Raw genomic sequence first — 21183 nt, forward strand, 5'->3', positions numbered from 1 at the left:
GCTGGTCCCATGCAATCACTTTTAAATAAGAAAATCGTACTCGGCATTTCTGGTGGTATTGCAGCCTATAAGTCTGCAGAGCTGGCACGTCAGTTGATGCAAGAAGGTGCCAGCGTCCAAGTGGTAATGACCCAAGCTGCCCAACAATTTGTGACGCCAGTCACTATGCAAGCACTCACAGGCAATCCGGTTTACACCAGCCAATGGGATAGCAGCATTGCCAACAATATGGCCCACATTGAACTTTCTAGAGCTGCAGATGCGATTTTGATTGCGCCGGCAAGTGCAGATCTGATGGCCAAACTATCCCTTGGTCTGGCTGATGATTTACTCACCACTCTTTGCCTAGCAAGAGATTGCCCACTGTTGCTGGCTCCTGCCATGAACAAACAAATGTGGGAACATGCCGCAACCCAAAGAAGCGCTGAACGACTGGTTAAAGACAGTGTCACATTACTCGGCCCTGCAAGTGGCTTTCAGGCATGTGGCGAAGTTGGCTTTGGTCGCATGCTCGAACCTGCAGAAATTACTGAGCAATTAATTGCCTTCTTCCAAAAGAAACCCTTGTTAGGCAAGAGAGTTTTAATTACTGCTGGACCGACCTTTGAAGCAATCGATCCCGTACGCGGCATTACCAATCGTAGCTCTGGCAAGATGGGGTTTGCAATCGCTCGCGCTGCTGTAGAGGCTGGTGCGGAAGTTCACCTGATAGCCGGTCCTTGCGAGCTAGATACACCACTGGCTGCGACTGGAAAAATTACGCGCACGAATGTAGTTAGCGCTAAAGAAATGCACGCAGCCACCATGCAATCTGCAGGCTGCGATATTTTCTTTGCTGTTTCTGCCGTTGCTGATTGGGGTATTGCAAAGCCCGCCAAAGAGAAAATAAAGCGCCAAGGCAAACAAGCACCAAACCTAGAATTTATTGCCAATCCAGATATTCTGGCGGATGTTGCAAAGACAGTGAAAACTAAAGGTGGCAAGTCATGCCCTTACTGTGTTGGCTTTGCCGCTGAATCTACAGACCTCTTAAAGCATGCACAAGAAAAACTGCAGCGCAAAGGTATTCCGATGATCGTGGGCAATATTGGCCCAGATACTTTTGGTAGCGATCTCAATGAATTACTCATTGTTGAAAAAAATACCAACAAAAAAATTGCTAAAGCTGAAAAGCTTCAGCTAGCACGCCAACTCATTGCACTAGTTGCTAAGAAAATTTAATTCCCCAAACCAATACCCTGCTTTAGGAAATTGTATGCAAGAACTTCAAGTCAAAATTCTCGATGAACGTATGCGCGACCAGTTGCCAAGCTATGGCACGCCAGGTAGCGCAGGCCTGGATCTGCGCGCCTGCATTGATGAAACCATTGAAATCGCTCCAGGACAAACCGTTCTCATCCCAACAGGTTTAGCTATTTATGTAGAAGATCCACGCTATGCGGCATTCATCCTCCCGCGCTCTGGTCTAGGCCATAAACATGGCATCGTACTGGGGAACCTCGTGGGACTAATTGATTCAGACTACCAAGGCCAACTGATGGTCAGCACCTGGAATCGCGGATCTACAACATTCAAGCTCGAGCCTATGGAGCGTCTTGCTCAGTTAGTGGTGATGCCAGTACAACAAGTTCAACTCAAAGTAGTAGAAGAATTTACCGAGAGTAGTCGCGGTGCAGGTGGTTTTGGGAGTACTGGTAGATCATAGTAGTGCAAGGTATTTTTACCGCCTGAAATCATCGACTGATAACGGGACGCCTAAGCGATCTGCGAGTATCAATAATAGTTTTATACCCAGTAACCGGATCGATCGTTTCTGTATAGGCACCCAATATATTGGATGCCGGAATTTCCTCATGCGGTTTTTCATGCTGAAGGACTTGAGTTTTCTTCAATCCCGCTTCTTGCTCCTCATGCAAACGAATACAACTTGGGGCAGCCGCAGAATATTTGCTAGTGCATTTAATCGCTAAGGCATCTTCATGCATCCCAACCTGATCAAATGATCTCGCTGCCTCAAATGTCATGCACTCTGTTGACTCCCAAGACGAGCCCCCACTAAACCCAAATAAAACTGCAGAACCCCCAATTGATGTAGATCCCATGCAAGGTGCAGTAGGATGATTCGCTGGAGAAAATGCAGTAGCAACCGGAATCTTGGGAGTTGCATAGGTAGATGAAATAGTGGTGTTTCCTGAAATATTTCCCTGAGAACTAGAGTCTCCTGTAGAGGTGTTGCCCACTGATCCGCCAAGAGATGTTGAGCTTGATGAACCAGTAGTAAGGTCTCCAACGCTTGAGCTCGATGGGCCAGTTATAACGTCTCCGACAGTGGAAACAGAATTACTAAGAGGACTGCTAGTGATGGCACCACCTGTAGTCGTGGCTGATGTATCGATATTTATCTGAGCATGAGGTTTGCTACATACAAGCGCAATTAAACTTGCCATTGCAAGTTTTTTAAACATATAAAATTTTTTCTGAGAGGAGTGAAGCCTACTCTAATTCGCTAGAGAGGACGACTGTTACGTGAGGTTGAAAGACCCGAGGCTGTAACAGTTATCAACCTCGAGGTAACCCTAAGATACTCGCAAAAATCAGTAATAGATATAGCGTGCGGATAATAAGTCTCCATTCGTCTGAATGATGGCTATTTAGATAGTCATGTAAATTATTAAGGTATTTATATAAAAGTAAAGGCCACCCTTTAGGTAGCCTTTACTCGATTGCAAAATATGTCAGCAAATTTAAATTGAATTAAATCTCCTCAACTGGAGCTACATCTGCCTTAGGTCGCTTACCTGGAATCACGGGGGCATCAAACTGAAGTTGGACTTTGCCATCAGTATCAATGTCGACGTCCACATGACCGCCCTGCGCCAATTTTCCAAACAGCAATTCATCAGCCAAGGCTTTGCGAACAGTATCTTGAATAATGCGCTGCATAGGTCTTGCGCCCATAAGCGGGTCAAAACCATGCTTAGCCAGATGCGCACGCAATGCTGGACTAAAGCTTGCATCCACTTTCTTCTCATGCAATTGCTCTTCAAGCTGCATTAAGAACTTATCAACAACTCGCATGATGATGGTCTCATCGAGCGCCTTGAAGGAAACAATCGCATCTAGACGGTTACGGAACTCAGGCGTGAAGAACTTCTTGATATCCGCCATCTCATCACCAGACTCACGGGCATTGGTAAAGCCGATAGTAGACTTCTGCATCGCTTCCGCACCAGCATTGGTGGTCATGATAATGATGACATTACGGAAGTCGGTCTTGCGGCCGTTGTTATCCGTAAGGGTGCCGTGATCCATGACCTGCAAAAGGATATTGAAAATATCTGGGTGAGCTTTTTCAATTTCATCAAGCAAGAGTACGCAATGTGGCTTTTTATTTACGGCCTCAGTCAGCAAGCCGCCTTGATCAAAGCCAACATATCCAGGAGGCGCACCGATTAAGCGGCTAACTGCATGACGCTCCATATACTCTGACATATCAAAACGCAAAAGCTCAATCCCGAGTATGTAGGCAAGCTGCTTAGCAACCTCAGTCTTACCAACACCAGTTGGACCAGAGAACAAGAATGAGCCAATCGGTCTATCAATCTTGCCAAGGCCTGCACGAGTCATCTTAATAGCGCTAGCCAATGCCTCAATTGCAGGATCCTGACCAAACACCACACTCTTAATATCGCGATCCAGTGTTTGTAACTTGCTACGATCATCTACCGTCACAGACTGTGGCGGTATACGTGCGATCTTTGCAACAATCTCTTCAATCTCTGGGCGACCAATCGTTTTCTTCTGCTTAGACTTAGGCAAAATGCGCTGCGCTGCACCTGCTTCATCAATTACATCAATTGCCTTATCTGGCAAATGCCGATCATTGATATAACGTGAAGATAGCTCAGCAGCAGCCACTAAAGCAGCGGAAGCGTATTTAACGCCATGGTGCTCTTCAAAACGAGATTTGAGACCGCGCAAGATTTGTACAGTCTGATCCACGGTTGGCTCAACTACATCCACCTTCTGAAAACGACGTGACAGCGCGGCATCTTTTTCGAAAATGCCACGATATTCAGTAAAGGTAGTTGCGCCGATACACTTCAGCTGGCCATTTGATAAAGCAGGCTTTAATAAATTACTCGCATCTAATGTACCGCCTGAGGCTGCACCAGCACCAATCAGAGTATGAATCTCATCGATAAATAAAACACCATGTGCACTGTCTTTTAAAGACTTCAAGACACTCTTCAAGCGTTGCTCAAAATCACCACGGTATTTAGTGCCAGCCAAAAGTGCACCCATGTCTAATGAATAGACTGTGGCATCAGCCAAGATTTCAGGCACATCGCCTTTCACAATTCTCCAGGCCAGGCCTTCAGCAATCGCAGTCTTACCTACGCCAGCCTCACCTACTAAGAGCGGATTATTTTTACGACGACGGCACAGCACCTGAATCACGCGCTCAACTTCACTCTCTCGACCAATAAGCGGATCAATCTTGCCCTGCTTGGCCATTAGATTAAGGTTCTGAGTGTATTGCTCCAGCGGACTCTCTTTACCGCCAGAGGATGCATCTTCGGTCTCCTGAGTAGATTCAGCAGGCTTCACCTGCTCAGTTTGATCCTTGCGTACACCGTGGCTAATAAAGTTCACTACATCCAAGCGAGTCACGCCTTGTTGCTGCAAGAAATAGACCGCATGCGAATCTTTTTCGCCAAAGATAGCAACCAATACGTTTGCGCCAGTCACTTCTTTTTTGCCGCTTGATGTGGATTGCACATGCATGATGGCGCGCTGAATCACGCGCTGAAAACCTAAGGTTGGCTGTGTATCAACTTCATCGTTACCAGGGACAACTGGTGTGTTGTCATTAATAAAGTTTTTGAGTTGCGCACGCAGCTCAGCAATATTGACAGCGCAGGCTTTTAAAACCTCGACTGCCGTAGCATTGTCTAACAAAGCGGCAAGCAAATGCTCGACCGTAATAAATTCATGTCTTGAAGCTCGCGCATCAACAAATGCCATGTGCAAACTGACTTCTAGTTCCTGGGCAATCATGCTTCCTCCATAGTGCACTGTAGTGGGTGACCCGCTTCGCGGGATAGCTCGATAACTTGATGCACTTTTGTTGCTGCAACATCGCGTGTGAATACACCGCAAATGCCTTTACCAACTAAATGAACCTGCAACATGATCCGTGTAGCTGTCTCATGATCTTTATTAAAATACTCCTGAATGACCATCACCACAAATTCCATTGGCGTGTAATCGTCATTCAATAGTAGAACTTTATACATCGAAGGCGCCTTTAATTTCTCGGCCTGCTTTTCGAGAAGAATAGTGTCTTCAATGTAAGGGTTGTTTGGATTGCCAACCGTGGGATTTTTCGTTGTGCGACTCATGTGAAACATTCTAAACACAGATATAAAAACTTGGATTTGAGGGCTTTGTTGCAAAAAAACCATCAAGAATGGCCTCTTAACCCCATATTGGGGCATTTTTCGATAAAAAAAGGGGTCTTTAGCAGTAACTATCTTGACCCAACCCCTTGACACCCCACCATAAAGGGCAAACAATCAGGGGGTAGGCTTTATTTGAAGTCCTATTTAGGCGTGTTGTAGAGCGAGACTGATTAAAAAGTATTCACCCTCATCACGGTTGTTTTAAGTTTATGTAATGGAGTTCGCATGGCGACCGGAATTGTTAAGTGGTTCAATGATGCAAAAGGTTTTGGCTTTATCAAACCTGATGATGGTGAAGAAGAGTTGTTTGCGCATTTCAGCGCAATCACAATGCCTGGGTTCAAAACCCTCAAGGAAAACCAAAAGGTAACGTTTGACATTACCCAAGGTCCTAAAGGCAAACAAGCTACTAATATCCAAGCAGCTTAATCTGCTTTAGATCATTATTAAAAACCCAGGACGTGTTCCTGGGTTTTTTTTCGCCTGAATTTTCATGCCCAGCCTACACCCTGACTTAGAATTAAGCTCACACCAACGGATCACTCAGAACGCCATGCTCCAATCCACAATCAAAAAATTTCTTACTCTACTGGTCACAGCGTCTAGCATCTTTGCTGCAGCTGCGTTCGCGCAAGTTAATAGCGGCCTGCCAACCGTTGAGCTGAAGGTCGGCATCTATCGTATTCAGGCAGAGCTGGCAGATACCTCTAAAGCACGTGAAATTGGACTCATGAATCGCACCAGCATGCCTACTAATTCTGGAATGCTGTTTATATTTGAGCAAAAAGCAGGGCATTGCTTCTGGATGAGTAACACCAAGATCCCACTATCCATCGCCTTTATTGCTGATGATGGCAAGATTGTGAACATCGAAGAGATGCAAGCTGAGACTACCAACAACCACTGCCCTAAATCAGCCGTTCGTTATGCATTAGAGATGAATAAACAATGGTTCTCTGAGAGAGTCATCGTGCCGGGCACTGTTATTCAAGGCTTACCCAAGAGATAGGGACATTCAGTCGGGGGTCAATAAAAAACGCAGACCTCAGTCTGCGTTTTTTATTGTTTGCAAGAGGAGCGCCTCCCGCTTACTCGCTTACTCGCTTACTTATTCAAAGTGGCAAACATAGTGCACTGGGGACTCGGCGCGGATAATGAAATATCCACCCTTCTCCACTTCCCAGCTTTGTCCGGCCTTGAATTCGACTTCAGGAGCGCCGTTGATGCTGACAAAGGCATTTCCATCAACCACTTCCATGACTTCTTTAGTACTCAGGTCAAAACGCAAAGTGCTTGGCAACACTACGCCCACAGACTTACGAACGCCATTAGGCAAAGTCACAGTATGAGATACGCACTTACCATCAAAAAATACATTGGCTTTCTTACCTACGGAAACTTGATCAAATTGCATCTTTATTCTTTCTAATCTGAATTTACTAGTTAGTTATTTATCGGAATTATTTAGCACGCTTACGTCTTGCCGTTTCAGCAATTCGCATACGCAAAGCATTGAGCTTGATGAATCCACCAGCATCGGCTTGGTTGTATGCACCACCGTCATCATCAAAAGTGGCGATAGTTTGATCGAACAAGGTATTTACCGAATCACGCGAGATCACAGAGACGGATCCCTTATACAACTTCAAACGCACAACGCCATTAACCATCTGCTGTGTATGATCGATCAATGTTTGCAGAGCCAGACGTTCAGGCGCCCACCATAAACCGTTGTAAATCAAACTGGCGTAACGTGGCATCAAATCATCTTTGAGGTGAGCCACTTCACGATCCAAAGTAATACTCTCAATACCGCGGTGTGCTTTTAACAAAATAGTGCCACCAGGAGTTTCATAGCAGCCGCGGCTCTTCATACCTACAAAGCGGTTCTCAACTAAGTCAAGGCGGCCAATGCCATGCATGCCACCAATGCGATTGAGCTCAGCTAACAACTCATGTGGCTTATATGCCTTGCCATTGATTGCCACTGGATCACCAGCGCGGAATTCAATTTCAATGATTTCTGGGGTATCTGGAGCCTTCTCAGGAGAGACCGTCCAGCGCCACATGGATTCTTCTGCCTCAGCATTGGGGTTCTCGAGATGACGACCTTCGTAACTAATATGCAATAAGTTGGCATCCATAGAGTATGGGGAACCACCTTGCTTGTGCTTCATCTCAACTGGAATGCCATGCTTTTCTGCATAAGCCATCAATTTTTCACGAGAGAGCAGATCCCACTCACGCCAAGGAGCAATGACTTTAATTCCTGGTTCAAGCGCGTAGTAACCCAACTCAAAACGAACTTGGTCATTACCTTTTCCGGTAGCACCATGCGATACAGAATCAGCGCCAGTTTGGCGAGCAATTTCAATTTGACGCTTAGCGATTAATGGACGCGCGATGGAAGTACCCAAAAGATATTCGCCTTCGTAAATCGTATTGGCACGAAACATCGGGAATACAAAGTCACGCACAAACTCTTCGCGCAAGTCATCGATAAAAATATTTTCTGGCTTGATACCAAACTGCAGAGCTTTAGCGCGCGCTGGCTCAAGCTCCTCACCCTGACCTAAATCGGCCGTGAAAGTAACGATCTCGCATTGATAAGTATCTTGAAGCCATTTCAAGATCACGCTAGTGTCAAGACCGCCGGAATACGCTAGAACTACTTTTTTAATATCAGACATGATTTCTTTTCAATTAAAAATGAACTAATAACCAACCAAAACAAATTGCTTCCAAAAATTAATCCAAACGACCGCAGAGTAAATACTCCATCAAGGCCTTTTGAACATGCAGACGATTTTCAGCCTCTTCCCAAACAATACTTTGCGGGCCATCAATCACTTCGGCTGAAACCTCTTCACCACGATGGGCTGGCAAGCAATGCATGAACAAGGCATCTGGCTTAGCCAAAGACATTAACTCTTCATCCACCATCCAGTCCTTGAAAGCGCTCATGCGTGAGGTGTTCTCATCCTCATAACCCATGCTGGTCCATACATCGGTAGTCACCAAGTCAGCATCCTTGCAGGCATCTTTTGGATCAGCGCAAATAGTCAAGTGTTGCTTCGCTTTAGCTGTCAATCTAGACTCATCAAGCTGATAGCCGCCTGGTGCAGAGAAGCGAATTTGGAAATCTAAACACTCGGCTGCCTGTATCCAGGTATAGGCCATATTGTTGGCATCACCTACCCAAGCTACAGTTTTGCCTTGGATTGGGCCGCGAGCCTCAACGAAAGTAAAGATATCTGCCAACACTTGGCAGGGATGGTATTCATTAGTGAGGCCATTGATCACTGGCACGCGAGAATTGGCAGCAAAGCGCTCAATAATCTCTTGGCCAAAGGTGCGAATCATGATGATGTCGGTCATCCTCGAAATCACCTGTGCAGCATCCTCTACAGGCTCGCCACGACCCAACTGCGTATCTCGGGTATTGAGGTATACCGCATGCCCGCCAAGCTGGTGTATGCCAGCCTCAAAAGAAAGGCGAGTGCGGGTCGAGTGCTTCTCAAAGATCATCGCAAGAGTACGATCGTGCAGAGGATGCCAAGTCTCATAACTTTTGAACTTGGTCTTAAGCCAAGCAGAGCGCTTGAGGAGATAGTCATATTCTTCGCGTGTCAGGTCAGCAAACTGCAAGTAATGCTTAACCTGGCCAGGCACTTGAGGCTTTGCCAAAGATGTCATTGTTGAGCTTTCCACTAAAGTTTTAGCTTGCATTTTTTGTTTGGAGCACCGAACTGCACGAAAATAGTTCCTAAAGTCATCTTAAGGCCTTCACAGACTGTTAAGCTAGAGGGCTGAGTAACACTGATTCCTTACAACGATTTCTACGCCAACTTGAACCACAAAAAGCTTTTCATTCAAGGCATTACAACTTCTGGCAAACCTTTTCGTCCCAGCGACTGGGCCGAACGTCTTTGCGGGGTGATGGCTACTTTTCGCCCGCCAGGCGATTCTGGCGACCCCCGCTTCACTTACTCGCCCTATGTCAGACCAGTAGTTATTGCAAAAGTGAAATGCGTTGTTATCGATACCAGACTGAGAGACCTTGATCCAAGAGCGCTCGACTTTGTCATGAACTTTGCCAAAGACAACAGCCTGCCAATCGAAGAGGCCTGTGAATTCGAACCGAACTCACAATCCCAGTCCTAAAAACAAAAACCCGCTCTGATAAGGAGCGGGCTTAGACCCCGATTACTCTAGAGCCTGCCTAAAACTATAAAAGTCTTACGCTGCCATTGCCTTAATAGCTGCAGACAAACGTGACTTCTGACGAGATGCAGTATTTTTGTGAGCAATCTTTTTATCAGCAATCTTGTCAATTGTTGATTGAGTTGCTGCGAACACTTTAGCTGCGGCAGCCTTGTCGCCAGTTTCAATTGCTTTACGAACTGCCTTGATGGAAGTGCGAAGCTTTGAACGCAAACTGGAGTTGTGCTCATTCTGTTTTACTGCCTGCCGTGCGCGTTTACGCGCTTGTGCGGTATTGGCCATCTTTAAACCTTGCTATATAAAAATTACAAAATACGATTAACTGAAAATCTGCGTGGGTTCGCCAAATTTGTAAGCTGACTCACCAAAACCCAAGATTTTACATTAAAGGACTAAAAAAGCCCAGTCGCTTGATAAATAGGGGAAAATTAGCCCATGAATCTGCTTTCTGCTGCCGCCAAGGTTAGCTCCCTCACCATGCTCTCCAGGATCACCGGACTCCTCCGTGAGACCCTGATTGCCCGTAGTTTTGGGGCCTCGGAGTGGACAGATGCCTTTAATGTGGCCTTCAGACTACCTAATTTGCTACGCCGACTGTTTGCCGAGGGAGCCTTTTCTCAGGCATTTGTACCCATTTTGGGAGAAATTTCCACTAAAGGGGACGTAAAACAGTCCCAAATCCTTGTAAATGCCGTTGCCACGCTCTTATTTTGGGCTTTGTTGCTAACGGTACTCCTTGGGGTGATCGGTGCCCCTCTGTTGATTCTGGTGATTGCTACGGGCTTTGAGGGTGGTCCAGCATATGAGGCAAGCGTAGTCATGACCCGAATCATGTTCCCCTACATTGGCCTCATTTCCATGGTTTCCCTGTCGGCCGGGATCCTCAATACTTTTGGCCGCTTTGCTATTCCGGCGTTTACCCCCGTTTTACTCAATTTAGCCCTGATCGGCAGCGCCATCTTCTTGGCACCTTATCTGGATCAACCGATTTATGCCTTGAGCATTGGCGTGCTCGTGGGTGGCTTCTTACAGCTTGCGATTCAGGTTCCAGCGCTATACCGCCTAGGCTTATTGCCTAAAGTGGGTCTCTTACCAGGCGCCATCAAAGCAGCCATAAAAAATCCGGATGCACGGCGCGTCATGAAACTCATGGGGCCCGCGGTGTTTGCAGTCTCCGTCGCCCAGATTTCCCTCATCATCAATACCAATATTGCATCTCGCTTACAAACTGGTAGCGTGTCCTGGCTCTCTTATGCCGATCGTCTGATGGAGTTTCCGACCGCCCTCTTAGGCGTTGCGCTAGGCACAGTCTTGCTACCGAGCTTGAGCAAGGCAAATGCAAAAAATGATTTAGTGCATGCTGGTGAGCTCTTGATTTGGGGATTGCAGCTCACCTTTTTGCTGGCCGCCCCTTGCGCAATTGCTCTCTTTATTTTTGGTGAGCCACTAGCAGCGGTGCTGTATCACTACGGCAAGTTCAGCGCCCTGGATGTCCTCATGACACAGCGTGCACTGGCAGCTTATGGCGTTGGACTCATTGGTCTTGTTTTGGTAAAGATTTTGGCTCCCGGATTTTATTCACGACAAGATATCCGCACACCAGTAAAAATTGGCTTGTTGGTCTTGGTAGCAACCCAATTGGCTAATTTAGCTTTTGTTCCTTGGCTAGGCCATGCTGGCCTTGCCCTCTCCGTGGGCGCTGGCGCCTGTCTAAATGCAACGCTACTGTGGGTTGGCTTACATCGTCGTGGCGCTCTACCTAGCGCTGCATGGTTAAAGTACTTAGGGCAGCTCTTACTTGCCTTAATTCCTTTTGCATTTCTCTTGTATTACGCCGCTACTGCACACGATTGGATCGCTCTGCAATCTAGCCCCTGGATCCGCATTGGATTGCTGGCTGCCTGGCTAGCTGCTGCTGCAGTAGTTTATTTTTCAGCCCTATGGCTTGTTGGCATTCGCTGGCAAAAATTCCTGCGTCATGCAAAATAGCTTTTATGCCAACACAACAACTTGACTATTTCACATCCCTCGTTGCTGAGGACGAGCACTTTCCCTTAACTGAAGCGACGGTTGCAGTTGCTCAGCATGCCTATCCTGATCTCAACGTTCAGGGAGTGCTAGATCAAATTGATCAGTGGGGCAATAAGTTGAAGCAACGCATTACCTCTGATACACCACCGATTCAGCGCCTGCAATTGCTCAAGCATTTCTTTTACAACGAATTGGGCTTTGGCCCCAATCCGAATGATTTTTACGCGCCCGAGAATTCTTATCTTCATCAAATCATTGAGAATCGCCGTGGCATTCCGATCTCCCTAGCAATCTTGATGATGGAGCTTGGTCAGCAAATTGGTTTAAATATTCGCGGAGTATCTTTTCCAAATCACTTCATGATGCGCATCTCCTTACAACAAGGTGAAATCATCATGGACCCATTGAATGGCGAGTCCCTCTCCAAAAATCAATTACAGGAAATGCTCGACCCCTACCTCGATGCTAAAGGCTATCGTGGCGAACTGAGTCTGCCACTCAATATTTTCTTGCGAGCCTCTAGCTCTCGAGAAATTCTCTCGCGCTTTATGAGAAATCTCAAAATGATTTACTCCGAAGATGAACGTTGGGAACGTCTACTAGGCATTCAAGAGCGCCTCGTCATTTTGCTGCCAGAGTCAAGCGAAGAGATTCGAGATCGCGGCTTAATCTTTGCGCAACTAGAGTATGTTCGTCCTGCAATAGCTGACCTTCATCGCTACTTAAGCGAAATGCCTGGCGCAGAAGATGCAGCGGATATTCGTGAGCATATTGCTACGCTCGAGAGCCAAACAAAACTGCATTAATCAGCAGGCTCGTCAATCTCAATAGAGATTGCAGCATTTCATTCCTATAATGTCTTATGCAAACTGAACCTCACATTCAGCCTACGCATTCACCTCATCAGCCACCCATACTCTGTATTGTTGGCCCTACAGGCGCAGGCAAAACTCATCTCGCCATGGCTTTGGCAGAGCATGCCAAGCTCTTAGGTAAAACAGTTGAAATCATCAGCATGGACTCTGCCCTGGTTTATCGCGGACTAGATATTGGGAGCGCCAAACCAAGCAAAGCAGAACAGGCTGCGGTTCAGCACCACCTGATTGATATCTTAGAACCCACCGAATCTTATTCAGCAGCGCGCTTTGCAAATGATGCTAAGCGACTATGCGAAGAAATTCGTGATCGTGGGAATATTCCCGTCGTGGTTGGTGGCACGATGTTGTATTGGCGGGCCTGGGCCTATGGCCTCTCTTCTTTACCACCAGCTGATCCAGAAATTCGCGCCCGTCTCGATGAGCAAGGTAAATTAATTGGCTGGCCTGCGATGCATGCCGAACTCGCCAAAGTAGACCCCATCACTGCGGCGCGCTTACAACCCAATGACTCTCAACGGGTACAACGTGCTTTAGAAGTTTATGAAATCACGGGCAAACCAATGTCGGAACTGCTGGCAGATGCGCCAAGCGAAGATGGCAGAGAAGGTTCAACCATTCCGGAGTGGATTGACCTCGTTTCGCTAGAGCCCAGCGATCGCTCACGCTTACACCAGAACCTAGAAAAAAGGTTTGATGAAATGCTCATCGGAGGATTGTTAGAAGAGGTTCAGCTACTTAGAAAAAATCCAGACCTGCATGGTGACTTACCTGCGATTCGCTCTGTTGGCTATCGACAAGTCTGGGAGTTCTTATCCGGGGAAGTTGATCAGACTGAAATGCGCTACAAAGCACTAGCAGCGACTAGGCAGCTCGGTAAGCGGCAATTAACTTGGTTGCGTGCAATCGCTGGAAGAAAAACATTTGACCCATTCAACCCAGGTGAGTTGAATGCGGCCCTAGAGCACTGCAAGCAAAGCCTAAGCAAATAAGCTTTAGACGTATTAAATAACGATGGTTTGTGGTGCACCAGCTGGGCGCTCTACAACCTCACCAACCGTCCAAGCATGCAAACCCTCGTTCTTGAGAGATTGAATTGCAGCATCTGCCTGATCGGCAGACACAATCACCACCATGCCAATACCGCAGTTAAATACACGCACCATTTCTGCATCAGCCACACCACCCTTCATCTGCAACCAGCGGAAGAGCTCTGGCATTTGCCAGCTATCGCGATGTAATACAGCTTGCGTATTTTCTGGGAGCACACGTGGCACGTTATCCACTAAGCCGCCCCCAGTAATGTGAGCCATTCCCTTTACATTGATCTCATTGATCAACTTCAACAGCTGCTTCACGTAAATTTGCGTAGGGGCCATCACCACATCACCCAATGAACGGCCACCCAAATCATCAGTTGGCTTTGCGCCAGCACGCTCAATAATTTTGCGAACTAAAGAGTAGCCATTGGAATGGGCGCCACTCGAAGCAATTGCCAACACCACATCACCCGGGGCAATCGTTGCACCAGTAATGATTTTGGATTTTTCAACAGCGCCGACAGCAAAGCCAGCTAAGTCATATTCACCTGGAGGATACATACCAGGCATCTCAGCAGTCTCACCACCAATCAATGCGCATCCTGACAATTCACAACCCTTAGCAATGCCACCAACTACGGTGGCAGCTGTGTCGACGGTGAGCTTGCCGCAAGCGAAGTAATCTAGAAAAAAGAGTGGTTCAGCGCCTTGAACCAAAATGTCATTCACGCTCATTGCCACCAAATCCTGGCCGATCGTGTCATGACGATTCCACTCAAAGGCCAATCTGAGCTTTGTACCAACGCCGTCAGTACCCGATACCAATACTGGCTCTTTGTAGCGTTTTGGCACTTCAAACAGGGCGCCAAAGCCGCCAATACCCGCCAATACACCTTCGCGCATGGTTTTCTTAGCCAAAGGCTTAATGCGATCTACCAAGTCGTCTCCAGCATCAATATCGACACCAGCGTCACGGTAGGAAAGGCCTTTTGAGGAAGAATTGGTAGTTGAGTTCATGGCAGAGATAGAAGATTAGTAAAAAACGCTACTTGGTCGGTAGAATCATTGAATTCTAGAGGATTCGAGCACGATGGCTGAAATTTTTACCCCTTTTTTAACCGCATTTATTTTGGCTTACGCCTTACGCCCAGTTTGCTTGTGGCTTGAGGGTCGTAAGCTGCCCCGCGCAGCCGCGGCTGCAATTGCCATGATTCTTGGTCTGGGAGTGGTTTTTTTGATTTTGAGTCTGTTTATAACCCTCCTTAAAACCGAAATTCCCCTCATTAGAGCCCAATTCCCAGACTGGATCCAAAACACGCAAGCCTGGCTTGGACCCAAGCTGAGTGAATTAAATATCAATGTGGATTGGGGCTCCCTGAAATCCAGTGCGACCCAAAAAATTACGACTCACCTGAATGACAATTCCGATGCGCTAATGACATCCACCTTAGAGACCGTGTTGATGTCTGGCAGCTCAGTAATTACTGGGTTCGTTAATGCAGTTCTCATCCTGTTTGTAATGTTTTATCTCCTAATCGACTGGGATCATTTTTTTAAGCTAGTTAAAAAAATCGTACCTCTTCGCGCACAAGATACGGTTCATCACTTGATCATGCATGCTGATGGTCTGTTATCTCAATATCTTAGAGGCATGCTGATCGTTATCTCTATCATGTCTGTTTTTTATAGCGTTGGGTTAAGTCTAGTGGGGATTAAAGGCGCTGTAGCATTTGGTGTCTTCACTGCACTCATGATTGTGATCCCCTATATCGGCATCACCTTAGGCTTTAGCTTAGCCATCCTCGCAGCCCTTTTACAATTTGGTCCTGGTGGTGCAATCATTGGCGTCTTGGTGATATACGGACTTGGGCAATTTATTGAAGGCTTCTTTCTTACACCGCGCCTGGTAGGCGAGCGAATTGGTTTGCATCCAGTTGCCGTTCTCTTTGCATTGTTGCTATTCGGCAAATTATTCGGCTTCTTTGGCGTGCTTTTAGCATTACCAACGAGCGCAGTCGGCTTAGTTCTACTCCAATACGGCTGGTCACGCTATACCCAAAGCTCTTGGTATCAAAAGTAAATTTCTGCAGTAATGAATAAGCCTTCACTACCAAAGCAGTTTGCGCTCGACATCAGTCATACGCCCAAACCTAGTTTAAATAATTTTTTAGCTGGAGAAAATCTAGCGCTGCACTCTGCTTTAGTAGCCTTAGCTAAATCCTGGGAGGCGAATGCTCCAAGATTGGCTAGCGAGAATCCCTTGAATCAACGCTGGATCTATTGGTGGGGATCCGAGGGTTCTGGTCGCACCCATTTACTCAGTGCCGTCGGCAACGCAGCTCAGTACTTAGGCTTGGAATACTTCCCCCTTACGCCTAAGGAACCGATTTCCTGGGTTCGCCTAGAGGAAAATCTACCCTCCCTCTGCGCTAGTGATGCACCCTCTGTCATTACTGTTGATGATGTGGATCGACTTGATGAGCGCTTGGTAGCCTCTTTATTTCGTATTCTGAATGCCATTCAAAGCAGCAAAGCGGTGCATATTTTCATGGCTGGCAATGCTGCTCCAGGGGCGCTAAAGCTTAGAGAAGACCTTCGCACCCGCCTGGGATGGGGTTTGATCTTTCAAACTCACCTTTTGGGGGATGATGAGAAAATGGAGGCCTTACAACAAGCGGCGCAAGCGCGCGGCTTAGTTTTATCGCCAGATGTTTTGCCTTGGTTATTAAATCGCTTTTATCGCGATATGCCTAACCTCATGGCCTTGATTGATGCTTTGGATGCTTATTCACTAGAAACAAAACGTGCTGTTACCTTGCCTCTCGTAAGAGAGCTGTTGCAACAAAAATAAATTAATTCATATTCAATTCGTGACCCAATTAGCCCTGTTCGACCTAGATCACACATTACTCCCCTGCGATAGCGATTATGAATGGGGCCAGTTCTTGGCGCGTATCGGCGTAGTAGATAGTAAATACTACGCACAGCAAAACGAACGCTTCTATCAAGATTACAAGGATGGAAAGCTCAATATCCAAGAATTCCTTCGCTTTGCATTAAAGCCGCTATCAGAACATTCTCGCGCGCAACTCAAAGAATGGCATGACACTTTTATGCGCGAAGTAATTACTGGTCAACTTCGTCAAGAGGCGATTGATCTTGTGAAGCGTCACCAAGATGCCGGTGATCTTTGCTGCGTTGTCACTGCAACCAATAGCTTTGTTACCAGACCCATTGTTGAGAGTTTTGGCATAGAACATCTTGTGGCCACTGAACCTGCCACCGTGGATGACAACCCCTTCGCTGATTTCACTGGTGAAGTCAAAGGTATTCCGAGCTTCCGAGAGGGCAAAATTCAACGAGTGCACGATTGGCTTGCCACTCAAAATCACGCATTGGATCAGTTGCCACAAAGTTTTTTTTATTCGGACTCAATGAATGATTTACCTCTCCTGGAAAAAGTCAGCAATCCTGTTGCCACCAATCCAGATACCCGCCTGCGTGAAGAAGCCACAAAACGCCACTGGCCCATACTTGAACTGTTTGCATGATTACCAAATTTATTAAACGTATTTTGCGTCGTGACCCTATGGTCAGACACACTGCCGCCCATACCTCCGGTGCTCCCAAGAGAATTCCAAAAAAATCTCACCGCATTAATCCAGATTTACTCTCCAAAAATGCAGTGAAAGTAACTCAGACATTGCAACAAGCCGGCTATGAGGCTTTTATCGTCGGTGGCGCAGTGAGGGACTTAGCGCTAGGCATTGGGCCTAAAGATTTTGATGTAGCAACCAATGCCACTCCAGATCAAGTACAAAAGCTATTTCGTAAAGCACGTCTCATTGGTCGTCGATTCCAAATTGTTCACGTCACTTTCTTTGGTAAAGGTCAACCGGAAATTATTGAGGTATCGACCTTCAGAGCCTTATTGGAGAACGCTGGCGAGCATGTAGCGGAAAATGGCCGCATTCTACGTGACAACGTTTGGGGTAGCCAACATGAGGATGCTGCTCGGAGAGATTTCAGCATCAACGCAATGTACTATGACCCCGCTACCGAGACTGTCCTCGACTATCACGGCGGCATGGCCGACATGCAGAAGAAAACTTTACGCATGATTGGTGATCCCGCCAAACGCTATCGCGAAGATCCGATTCGAATGCTGCGTGCAATTCGTTTTGCCGCCAAAACAGGCTTTACTTTGGATGCAGCTACAAGCGCACCTATCGCCAAATTGGGTAAGTTAATTCATGATGTTCCATCAGCCCGCCTATTCGACGAAATCCTCAAACTACTGATGTCGGGTTATTCATGGGCTGCAATTCAAGGCTTGAAGGATGCAGGACTACACCATGGCCTCCTACCTTTACTTGATCACATCCTGGATCAGAGTGCAGACTCTAAAGAGGCAAATGATTTTGTACGTATTGCGCTTGCCAATACCGACCAACGCATTCAATCTGGCAAAAGTGTTTCAGCAGGCTTCTTATTTGCCACCTTACTTTGGCCAGACTTGCTGAACAATTGGAAAAAGAATATCGCTAAGGGGATTTCTAACATCCCCGCATTGCATGATGCAATGGATGGGACGATTGCGAGCCAAAGTAGCGGCATGGTGATCCAGCGTCGCTTCGAAAGCGATATGAGAGAAATCTGGTCTATGCAGCCTCGTTTTGAAAAGCGTGTTGGACGCTACCCTTATCGCCTCATTGAATCCCCACGCTTTAGAGCAGGTTATGACTTTATGTTGCTGCGTTGCGCTACCGGTGAGAAAAATCCATCCTTAGGTCAATGGTGGACCGACTTCATCGCTACCGACCCAGCAGGGCAGGAAGCCTTGATGGCCAGCGTCAAGAATGAGGCAAGCAATAGCGCCTCCCCTGCAAAACGGCGCCGCCGCAGAAAACCTAAAGCCACTATCCAAACTGAAGCTTCACCAGACTAAGCAGACTTAAGAAAAATTCAGTAAAGTAGGCTCGGTAATCTCCTATAGTTTTTCTCTTGTTTGGGATGAGCATGGCTCGAGCTTTTATCGGATTTGGTGGCAATATCGGTGACACACGTCAACTCATTACTGACGCGATTGTTTGCCTCGCGCAGCGTTGCGAACTCCAAATTGTTGCCAAAAGCTGCTTCTATCAAAGTGCACCATTTCAAGCGACTGGCGGAGACTACATCAATGCAGTCATTGAAATAGAAACGCAATTAAGCCCTTACGGCTTATTACACGTCTGCCAAGCGGTTGAACAAGAATTTGGCCGTGAGCGCCCTTACACCAATGCACCTCGCACAATTGATCTGGATATTCTGGCATTTGAGGGCGTCTCCCAAACGGATACCGAGCTCACTATTCCGCACCCCAAAATCATTGAGCGCTCTTTTGTTCTCCTGCCTTTACTGGAAATTGCTCCGGATTTCTTTTTACCCAACTGGGGTGAACTTAAGGCCTATCTACCCAATGTAGCCGATCAACGGATCGAAAAACTCCCTTGCCGCAACTGTAATTGCGCTGAAAAAGACGTTTATAGCCAATCAGCACATTAATTCATTAAACTCACGCCATGGGTTACTTACAAGGCGAAAAGCCAATCACGATCTCTAAACTCCTCTCCATGCGTGTTGAGGGTGAAAAAATTTCTATGCTGACAGCATACGATTCCACCATGTCAGCCTTATTAAATCGCTGCGGGGTGGATACCATCCTGATTGGGGATTCTCTAGGTAATGTGATTCAAGGTCACTCAAGCACTACCCCGGTAACGGTCGAGCAAGTGGCGTATCACACTGAATGTGTAGCTCGCGCCAACACCCATGCATTCGTGATTGCAGATCTTCCTTTTGCTAGTTATGGTGATTCGGTTCAAGCCTTAGATTCAGCTGCAGAACTCATGCGGGCTGGTGCAGATATGGTGAAGCTTGAGGGTGGTGATTGGCAAATCGACATCATTCAATATTTAGTGGAACGTAGCGTTCCTGTTTGCGCTCACTTGGGACTTCTGCCTCAGTCTGTTCATATCTTGGGTGGCTATAAGGTTCAAGGTAAGTCAAAGGATGCTGCAAGCTTAATGCTCGAACAAGCGATTGCTTGCGAGCAAGCGGGTGCGCAAATGATTGTGCTCGAAGCAATCCCCTCCTCATTAGGAAAGCTGATTACTGAATCGCTTTCCATTCCTACAATTGGAATTGGCGCAGGTGCAGATTGCTCCGGCCAAGTGTTGGTATTGCAAGATATGTTGGGCATCAGCCCTGGAAAACCACCAAAGTTTGTAAAAAACTTTTTGGATGGTCATGCCTCAATTGAGGCCGCAGTCAAAGCCTATGTTCGAGAAGTGAAATCCGGAAAATTTCCTGGACCCGAACACGGCTTTGCTGGATAAGCTTTAATAACTAGCTAACTAAAAAAACTCTTTACGCCATCAAACCAACCCTTTTGATGAGGGTTATGTTTGTCACCACCTGATTTCAGGCTGTCATCAAAGTTCTGCAGTAATTTTTTCTGCTCTTCAGTTAACTTCACCGGCGTCTCAACGGCAACGTGAACAAAAAGATCGCCCACCATCGTAGAACGCAAACCTTTAATTCCTTTGTTACGCAAACGGAATGTTTTTCCAGTTTGCGTTCCTTCAGGAATCGGAAACTCGACGCGGCCCGAAAGCGTTGGCACTTCAATATCGCCACCAATCGTTGCAGTAGCAAAAGAGATTGGCATCTGAACATGCAAATCACTACCATCACGCTCAAATACCTTATGGGGCTTTACTCTGACTTCAACATAGAGATCGCCAGATGGTCCACCATTCACACCTGGCTCGCCGTTACCAACTGAGCGCACGCGCATACCATCATCAATACCCGCAGGAATTTTGATTTCGAGTGTTTTTTGCTCTTTATGTTTACCGCTACCATGACAAGTCTTACATGGCTTCGGAATGTACTCGCCTGTACCGCGGCACTTGGGGCAAGTTTGTTGCATTGAGAAGAAGCCTTGCTGAACCCGAACTTGGCCATGGCCATCGCAAGTAGTGCATCTCTCAGCCTTACTTCCAGGCTCAGCGCCTGTACCGTGACATGGCTTGCAGTCACTCCAGCTTGGCACCCGAATTTGCGTGGTGTAACCCTCAGCAGCTTGCTCGAGAGTGATCTCCATGTTGTAACGCAAATCAGCGCCCTTATAAACCTGGGGTCCTGACTGACGTCCGCCACCCTGGCCGAAGATATCACCGAAGATATCACCGAAGGCATCTGCAAAACCACCGCCACCGAAACCACCACCGCCAAAGCCACTGGACTGATCAACGCCTGCATGACCATATTGATCATAAGCAGCACGCTTGTTCGGATCTGTCAGCGTTTCGTACGCCTCTTTGACTTCTTTAAATTGCGCTTCCGCTGTTTTGCTATCGGGATTGCGATCAGGGTGGTGCTTCATCGCCATTTTCCGATAAGCCTTTTTTAGCTCCTCATCGCTGGCACCTTTCGCAACACCAAGCACTTCGTAATAATCGCGTTTACTTTTAGGCACAAAATTCCTCTCAACAACCTGAA

General features: G+C 46.9%; 23 protein-coding genes. 14 read left to right on the forward strand and 9 right to left on the reverse strand.

Annotation, left to right across the window (positions count from 1 at the left end):
- Positions 1-9 precede the first annotated feature (9 nt).
- A complete protein-coding gene (gene coaBC / locus GQ359_RS08260) occupies positions 10-1221 on the forward strand; it encodes a bifunctional phosphopantothenoylcysteine decarboxylase/phosphopantothenate--cysteine ligase CoaBC (protein WP_215386603.1) in 1212 nt (403 codons plus the stop codon).
- Positions 1222-1255: 34 nt separating this feature from the next.
- The gene (gene dut / locus GQ359_RS08265) at positions 1256-1705 is read left to right on the forward strand and encodes a dUTP diphosphatase (protein ID WP_215386605.1); all 450 of its coding nucleotides are present in this window, start codon (positions 1256-1258) and stop codon (positions 1703-1705) included.
- A gap of 28 nt (positions 1706-1733) precedes the next feature.
- Here dut and GQ359_RS08270 read toward each other — a convergent pair whose 3' ends face one another.
- The 3 genes from GQ359_RS08270 to clpS all read right to left on the reverse strand — a co-directional run bounded on the left by GQ359_RS08270 (position 1734) and on the right by clpS (position 5414).
- Positions 1734-2465, reverse strand: a complete 732-nt coding sequence (locus GQ359_RS08270) for a hypothetical protein (RefSeq protein WP_215386607.1) — start codon at positions 2463-2465, stop codon at positions 1734-1736.
- A gap of 289 nt (positions 2466-2754) precedes the next feature.
- Positions 2755-5061: an ATP-dependent Clp protease ATP-binding subunit ClpA gene (gene clpA, locus GQ359_RS08275; RefSeq protein WP_215386609.1), complete on the reverse strand. Its 2307-nt coding sequence runs from the start codon at positions 5059-5061 to the stop codon at positions 2755-2757.
- Positions 5058-5414: an ATP-dependent Clp protease adapter ClpS gene (gene clpS, locus GQ359_RS08280; protein WP_251367963.1), complete on the reverse strand. Its 357-nt coding sequence runs from the start codon at positions 5412-5414 to the stop codon at positions 5058-5060. Before clpS ends, clpA begins: the two co-directional genes overlap by 4 nt.
- 276 nt (positions 5415-5690) lie before the next feature.
- Between clpS and GQ359_RS08285 the strand changes: the two genes are divergently transcribed.
- Both GQ359_RS08285 and GQ359_RS08290 read left to right on the forward strand, forming a co-directional pair.
- Positions 5691-5894 (forward strand): cold-shock protein, encoded by a 204-nt coding sequence (locus tag GQ359_RS08285; RefSeq protein ID WP_011903586.1) that lies wholly within the window; start codon positions 5691-5693, stop codon positions 5892-5894.
- A 124-nt stretch (positions 5895-6018) separates the two neighbouring features.
- Positions 6019-6474 (forward strand): DUF192 domain-containing protein, encoded by a 456-nt coding sequence (locus GQ359_RS08290; RefSeq protein ID WP_215386611.1) that lies wholly within the window; start codon positions 6019-6021, stop codon positions 6472-6474.
- A gap of 99 nt (positions 6475-6573) precedes the next feature.
- Here GQ359_RS08290 and GQ359_RS08295 read toward each other — a convergent pair whose 3' ends face one another.
- The 3 genes from GQ359_RS08295 to argF are packed head-to-tail and all read right to left on the reverse strand — an operon-like array spanning position 6574 to position 9161.
- On the reverse strand, positions 6574-6879 hold the full coding sequence (locus GQ359_RS08295; RefSeq protein ID WP_215308360.1) for a pyrimidine/purine nucleoside phosphorylase: 306 nt from the start codon (positions 6877-6879) through the stop codon (positions 6574-6576).
- A gap of 46 nt (positions 6880-6925) precedes the next feature.
- The gene (locus GQ359_RS08300) at positions 6926-8155 is read right to left on the reverse strand and encodes an argininosuccinate synthase (protein ID WP_215386614.1); all 1230 of its coding nucleotides are present in this window, start codon (positions 8153-8155) and stop codon (positions 6926-6928) included.
- A 58-nt stretch (positions 8156-8213) separates the two neighbouring features.
- Complete coding sequence (gene argF / locus GQ359_RS08305; protein WP_215387946.1) at positions 8214-9161, reverse strand: ornithine carbamoyltransferase; 948 nt, start codon at positions 9159-9161, stop codon at positions 8214-8216.
- A gap of 153 nt (positions 9162-9314) precedes the next feature.
- Between argF and GQ359_RS08310 the strand changes: the two genes are divergently transcribed.
- The gene (locus GQ359_RS08310) at positions 9315-9629 is read left to right on the forward strand and encodes a DUF3579 domain-containing protein (RefSeq protein WP_215386616.1); all 315 of its coding nucleotides are present in this window, start codon (positions 9315-9317) and stop codon (positions 9627-9629) included.
- A gap of 75 nt (positions 9630-9704) precedes the next feature.
- Here the strand turns inward: GQ359_RS08310 and rpsT are convergent, their stop codons facing one another.
- Positions 9705-9971 (reverse strand): 30S ribosomal protein S20, encoded by a 267-nt coding sequence (rpsT, locus tag GQ359_RS08315; RefSeq protein WP_015421893.1) that lies wholly within the window; start codon positions 9969-9971, stop codon positions 9705-9707.
- 153 nt (positions 9972-10124) lie between these two features.
- Here rpsT and murJ point away from each other — a divergent pair, with 153 nt between their 5' ends.
- From murJ to miaA, 3 genes are read left to right on the forward strand one after another with little or no spacing between them, the layout of a single operon-like run.
- A complete protein-coding gene (murJ, locus tag GQ359_RS08320) occupies positions 10125-11678 on the forward strand; it encodes a murein biosynthesis integral membrane protein MurJ (RefSeq protein WP_215386617.1) in 1554 nt (517 codons plus the stop codon).
- A 5-nt stretch (positions 11679-11683) separates the two neighbouring features.
- Positions 11684-12526, forward strand: a complete 843-nt coding sequence (locus tag GQ359_RS08325; protein WP_215386619.1) for a SirB1 family protein — start codon at positions 11684-11686, stop codon at positions 12524-12526.
- Between the two features lie 56 nt (positions 12527-12582).
- Entirely contained in the window at positions 12583-13587 is a 1005-nt protein-coding gene (miaA, locus tag GQ359_RS08330; protein WP_215386621.1) for a tRNA (adenosine(37)-N6)-dimethylallyltransferase MiaA, read from the forward strand.
- Between the two features lie 12 nt (positions 13588-13599).
- Here the strand turns inward: miaA and purM are convergent, their stop codons facing one another.
- On the reverse strand, positions 13600-14652 hold the full coding sequence (gene purM, locus GQ359_RS08335; RefSeq protein WP_215386623.1) for a phosphoribosylformylglycinamidine cyclo-ligase: 1053 nt from the start codon (positions 14650-14652) through the stop codon (positions 13600-13602).
- 73 nt (positions 14653-14725) lie between these two features.
- On the opposite strand from purM, the gene GQ359_RS08340 reads away from it, so the two are divergent.
- The 6 genes from GQ359_RS08340 to panB all read left to right on the forward strand — a co-directional run bounded on the left by GQ359_RS08340 (position 14726) and on the right by panB (position 20015).
- The gene (locus tag GQ359_RS08340; protein WP_215386625.1) at positions 14726-15715 is read left to right on the forward strand and encodes an AI-2E family transporter; all 990 of its coding nucleotides are present in this window, start codon (positions 14726-14728) and stop codon (positions 15713-15715) included.
- A 12-nt stretch (positions 15716-15727) separates the two neighbouring features.
- The gene (hda, locus tag GQ359_RS08345) at positions 15728-16486 is read left to right on the forward strand and encodes a DnaA regulatory inactivator Hda (protein WP_215386628.1); all 759 of its coding nucleotides are present in this window, start codon (positions 15728-15730) and stop codon (positions 16484-16486) included.
- A 19-nt stretch (positions 16487-16505) separates the two neighbouring features.
- Positions 16506-17186 (forward strand): HAD family phosphatase, encoded by a 681-nt coding sequence (locus tag GQ359_RS08350; protein ID WP_215386630.1) that lies wholly within the window; start codon positions 16506-16508, stop codon positions 17184-17186.
- Positions 17183-18583 carry a polynucleotide adenylyltransferase PcnB gene (gene pcnB, locus GQ359_RS08355; RefSeq protein WP_215386632.1) on the forward strand — a complete coding sequence of 467 codons (1401 nt, stop codon included), beginning with the start codon at positions 17183-17185 and terminating at the stop codon, positions 18581-18583. Before GQ359_RS08350 ends, pcnB begins: the two co-directional genes overlap by 4 nt.
- Positions 18584-18654: 71 nt before the next feature.
- Entirely contained in the window at positions 18655-19182 is a 528-nt protein-coding gene (gene folK, locus GQ359_RS08360) for a 2-amino-4-hydroxy-6-hydroxymethyldihydropteridine diphosphokinase (protein ID WP_215386634.1), read from the forward strand.
- A 17-nt stretch (positions 19183-19199) separates the two neighbouring features.
- Positions 19200-20015, forward strand: coding sequence for a 3-methyl-2-oxobutanoate hydroxymethyltransferase (gene panB / locus GQ359_RS08365; protein ID WP_215386636.1), 816 nt, complete (start codon positions 19200-19202; stop codon positions 20013-20015).
- A 14-nt stretch (positions 20016-20029) separates the two neighbouring features.
- On the opposite strand, the gene dnaJ is transcribed toward panB, so the two are convergent.
- Positions 20030-21160: a molecular chaperone DnaJ gene (gene dnaJ / locus GQ359_RS08370; RefSeq protein ID WP_215301927.1), complete on the reverse strand. Its 1131-nt coding sequence runs from the start codon at positions 21158-21160 to the stop codon at positions 20030-20032.
- Between the last annotated feature and the right edge of the window lie 23 nt (positions 21161-21183).

The organism is Polynucleobacter sp. AM-7D1 (genome assembly GCF_018688455.1).
Classification (GTDB): domain Bacteria; phylum Pseudomonadota; class Gammaproteobacteria; order Burkholderiales; family Burkholderiaceae; genus Polynucleobacter.

Bases quoted from the DNA above. Each gene is read 5' to 3' on its own strand.
- GQ359_RS08285 (WP_011903586.1), top strand. From the start codon at position 5,691: ATGGCGACCGGAATTGTTAAGTGGTTCAATGATGCAAAAGGTTTTGGC.
- murJ (WP_215386617.1), top strand. From the start codon at position 10,125: ATGAATCTGCTTTCTGCTGCCGCCAAGGTTAGCTCCCTCACCATGCTC.
- dut (WP_215386605.1), top strand. From the start codon at position 1,256: ATGCAAGAACTTCAAGTCAAAATTCTCGATGAACGTATGCGCGACCAG.
- panB (WP_215386636.1), top strand. From the start codon at position 19,200: ATGGGTTACTTACAAGGCGAAAAGCCAATCACGATCTCTAAACTCCTC.
- GQ359_RS08290 (WP_215386611.1), top strand. From the start codon at position 6,019: ATGCTCCAATCCACAATCAAAAAATTTCTTACTCTACTGGTCACAGCG.
- GQ359_RS08325 (WP_215386619.1), top strand. From the start codon at position 11,684: ATGCCAACACAACAACTTGACTATTTCACATCCCTCGTTGCTGAGGAC.
- hda (WP_215386628.1), top strand. From the start codon at position 15,728: ATGAATAAGCCTTCACTACCAAAGCAGTTTGCGCTCGACATCAGTCAT.
- rpsT (WP_015421893.1), bottom strand. From the start codon at position 9,971: ATGGCCAATACCGCACAAGCGCGTAAACGCGCACGGCAGGCAGTAAAA.
- GQ359_RS08295 (WP_215308360.1), bottom strand. From the start codon at position 6,879: ATGCAATTTGATCAAGTTTCCGTAGGTAAGAAAGCCAATGTATTTTTT.
- argF (WP_215387946.1), bottom strand. From the start codon at position 9,161: ATGACATCTTTGGCAAAGCCTCAAGTGCCTGGCCAGGTTAAGCATTAC.
- folK (WP_215386634.1), top strand. From the start codon at position 18,655: ATGGCTCGAGCTTTTATCGGATTTGGTGGCAATATCGGTGACACACGT.
- pcnB (WP_215386632.1), top strand. From the start codon at position 17,183: ATGATTACCAAATTTATTAAACGTATTTTGCGTCGTGACCCTATGGTC.
- purM (WP_215386623.1), bottom strand. From the start codon at position 14,652: ATGAACTCAACTACCAATTCTTCCTCAAAAGGCCTTTCCTACCGTGAC.
- miaA (WP_215386621.1), top strand. From the start codon at position 12,583: ATGCAAACTGAACCTCACATTCAGCCTACGCATTCACCTCATCAGCCA.
- coaBC (WP_215386603.1), top strand. From the start codon at position 10: ATGCAATCACTTTTAAATAAGAAAATCGTACTCGGCATTTCTGGTGGT.
- GQ359_RS08340 (WP_215386625.1), top strand. From the start codon at position 14,726: ATGGCTGAAATTTTTACCCCTTTTTTAACCGCATTTATTTTGGCTTAC.
- clpA (WP_215386609.1), bottom strand. From the start codon at position 5,061: ATGATTGCCCAGGAACTAGAAGTCAGTTTGCACATGGCATTTGTTGAT.
- GQ359_RS08270 (WP_215386607.1), bottom strand. From the start codon at position 2,465: ATGTTTAAAAAACTTGCAATGGCAAGTTTAATTGCGCTTGTATGTAGC.
- clpS (WP_251367963.1), bottom strand. From the start codon at position 5,414: ATGTTTCACATGAGTCGCACAACGAAAAATCCCACGGTTGGCAATCCA.
- GQ359_RS08300 (WP_215386614.1), bottom strand. From the start codon at position 8,155: ATGTCTGATATTAAAAAAGTAGTTCTAGCGTATTCCGGCGGTCTTGAC.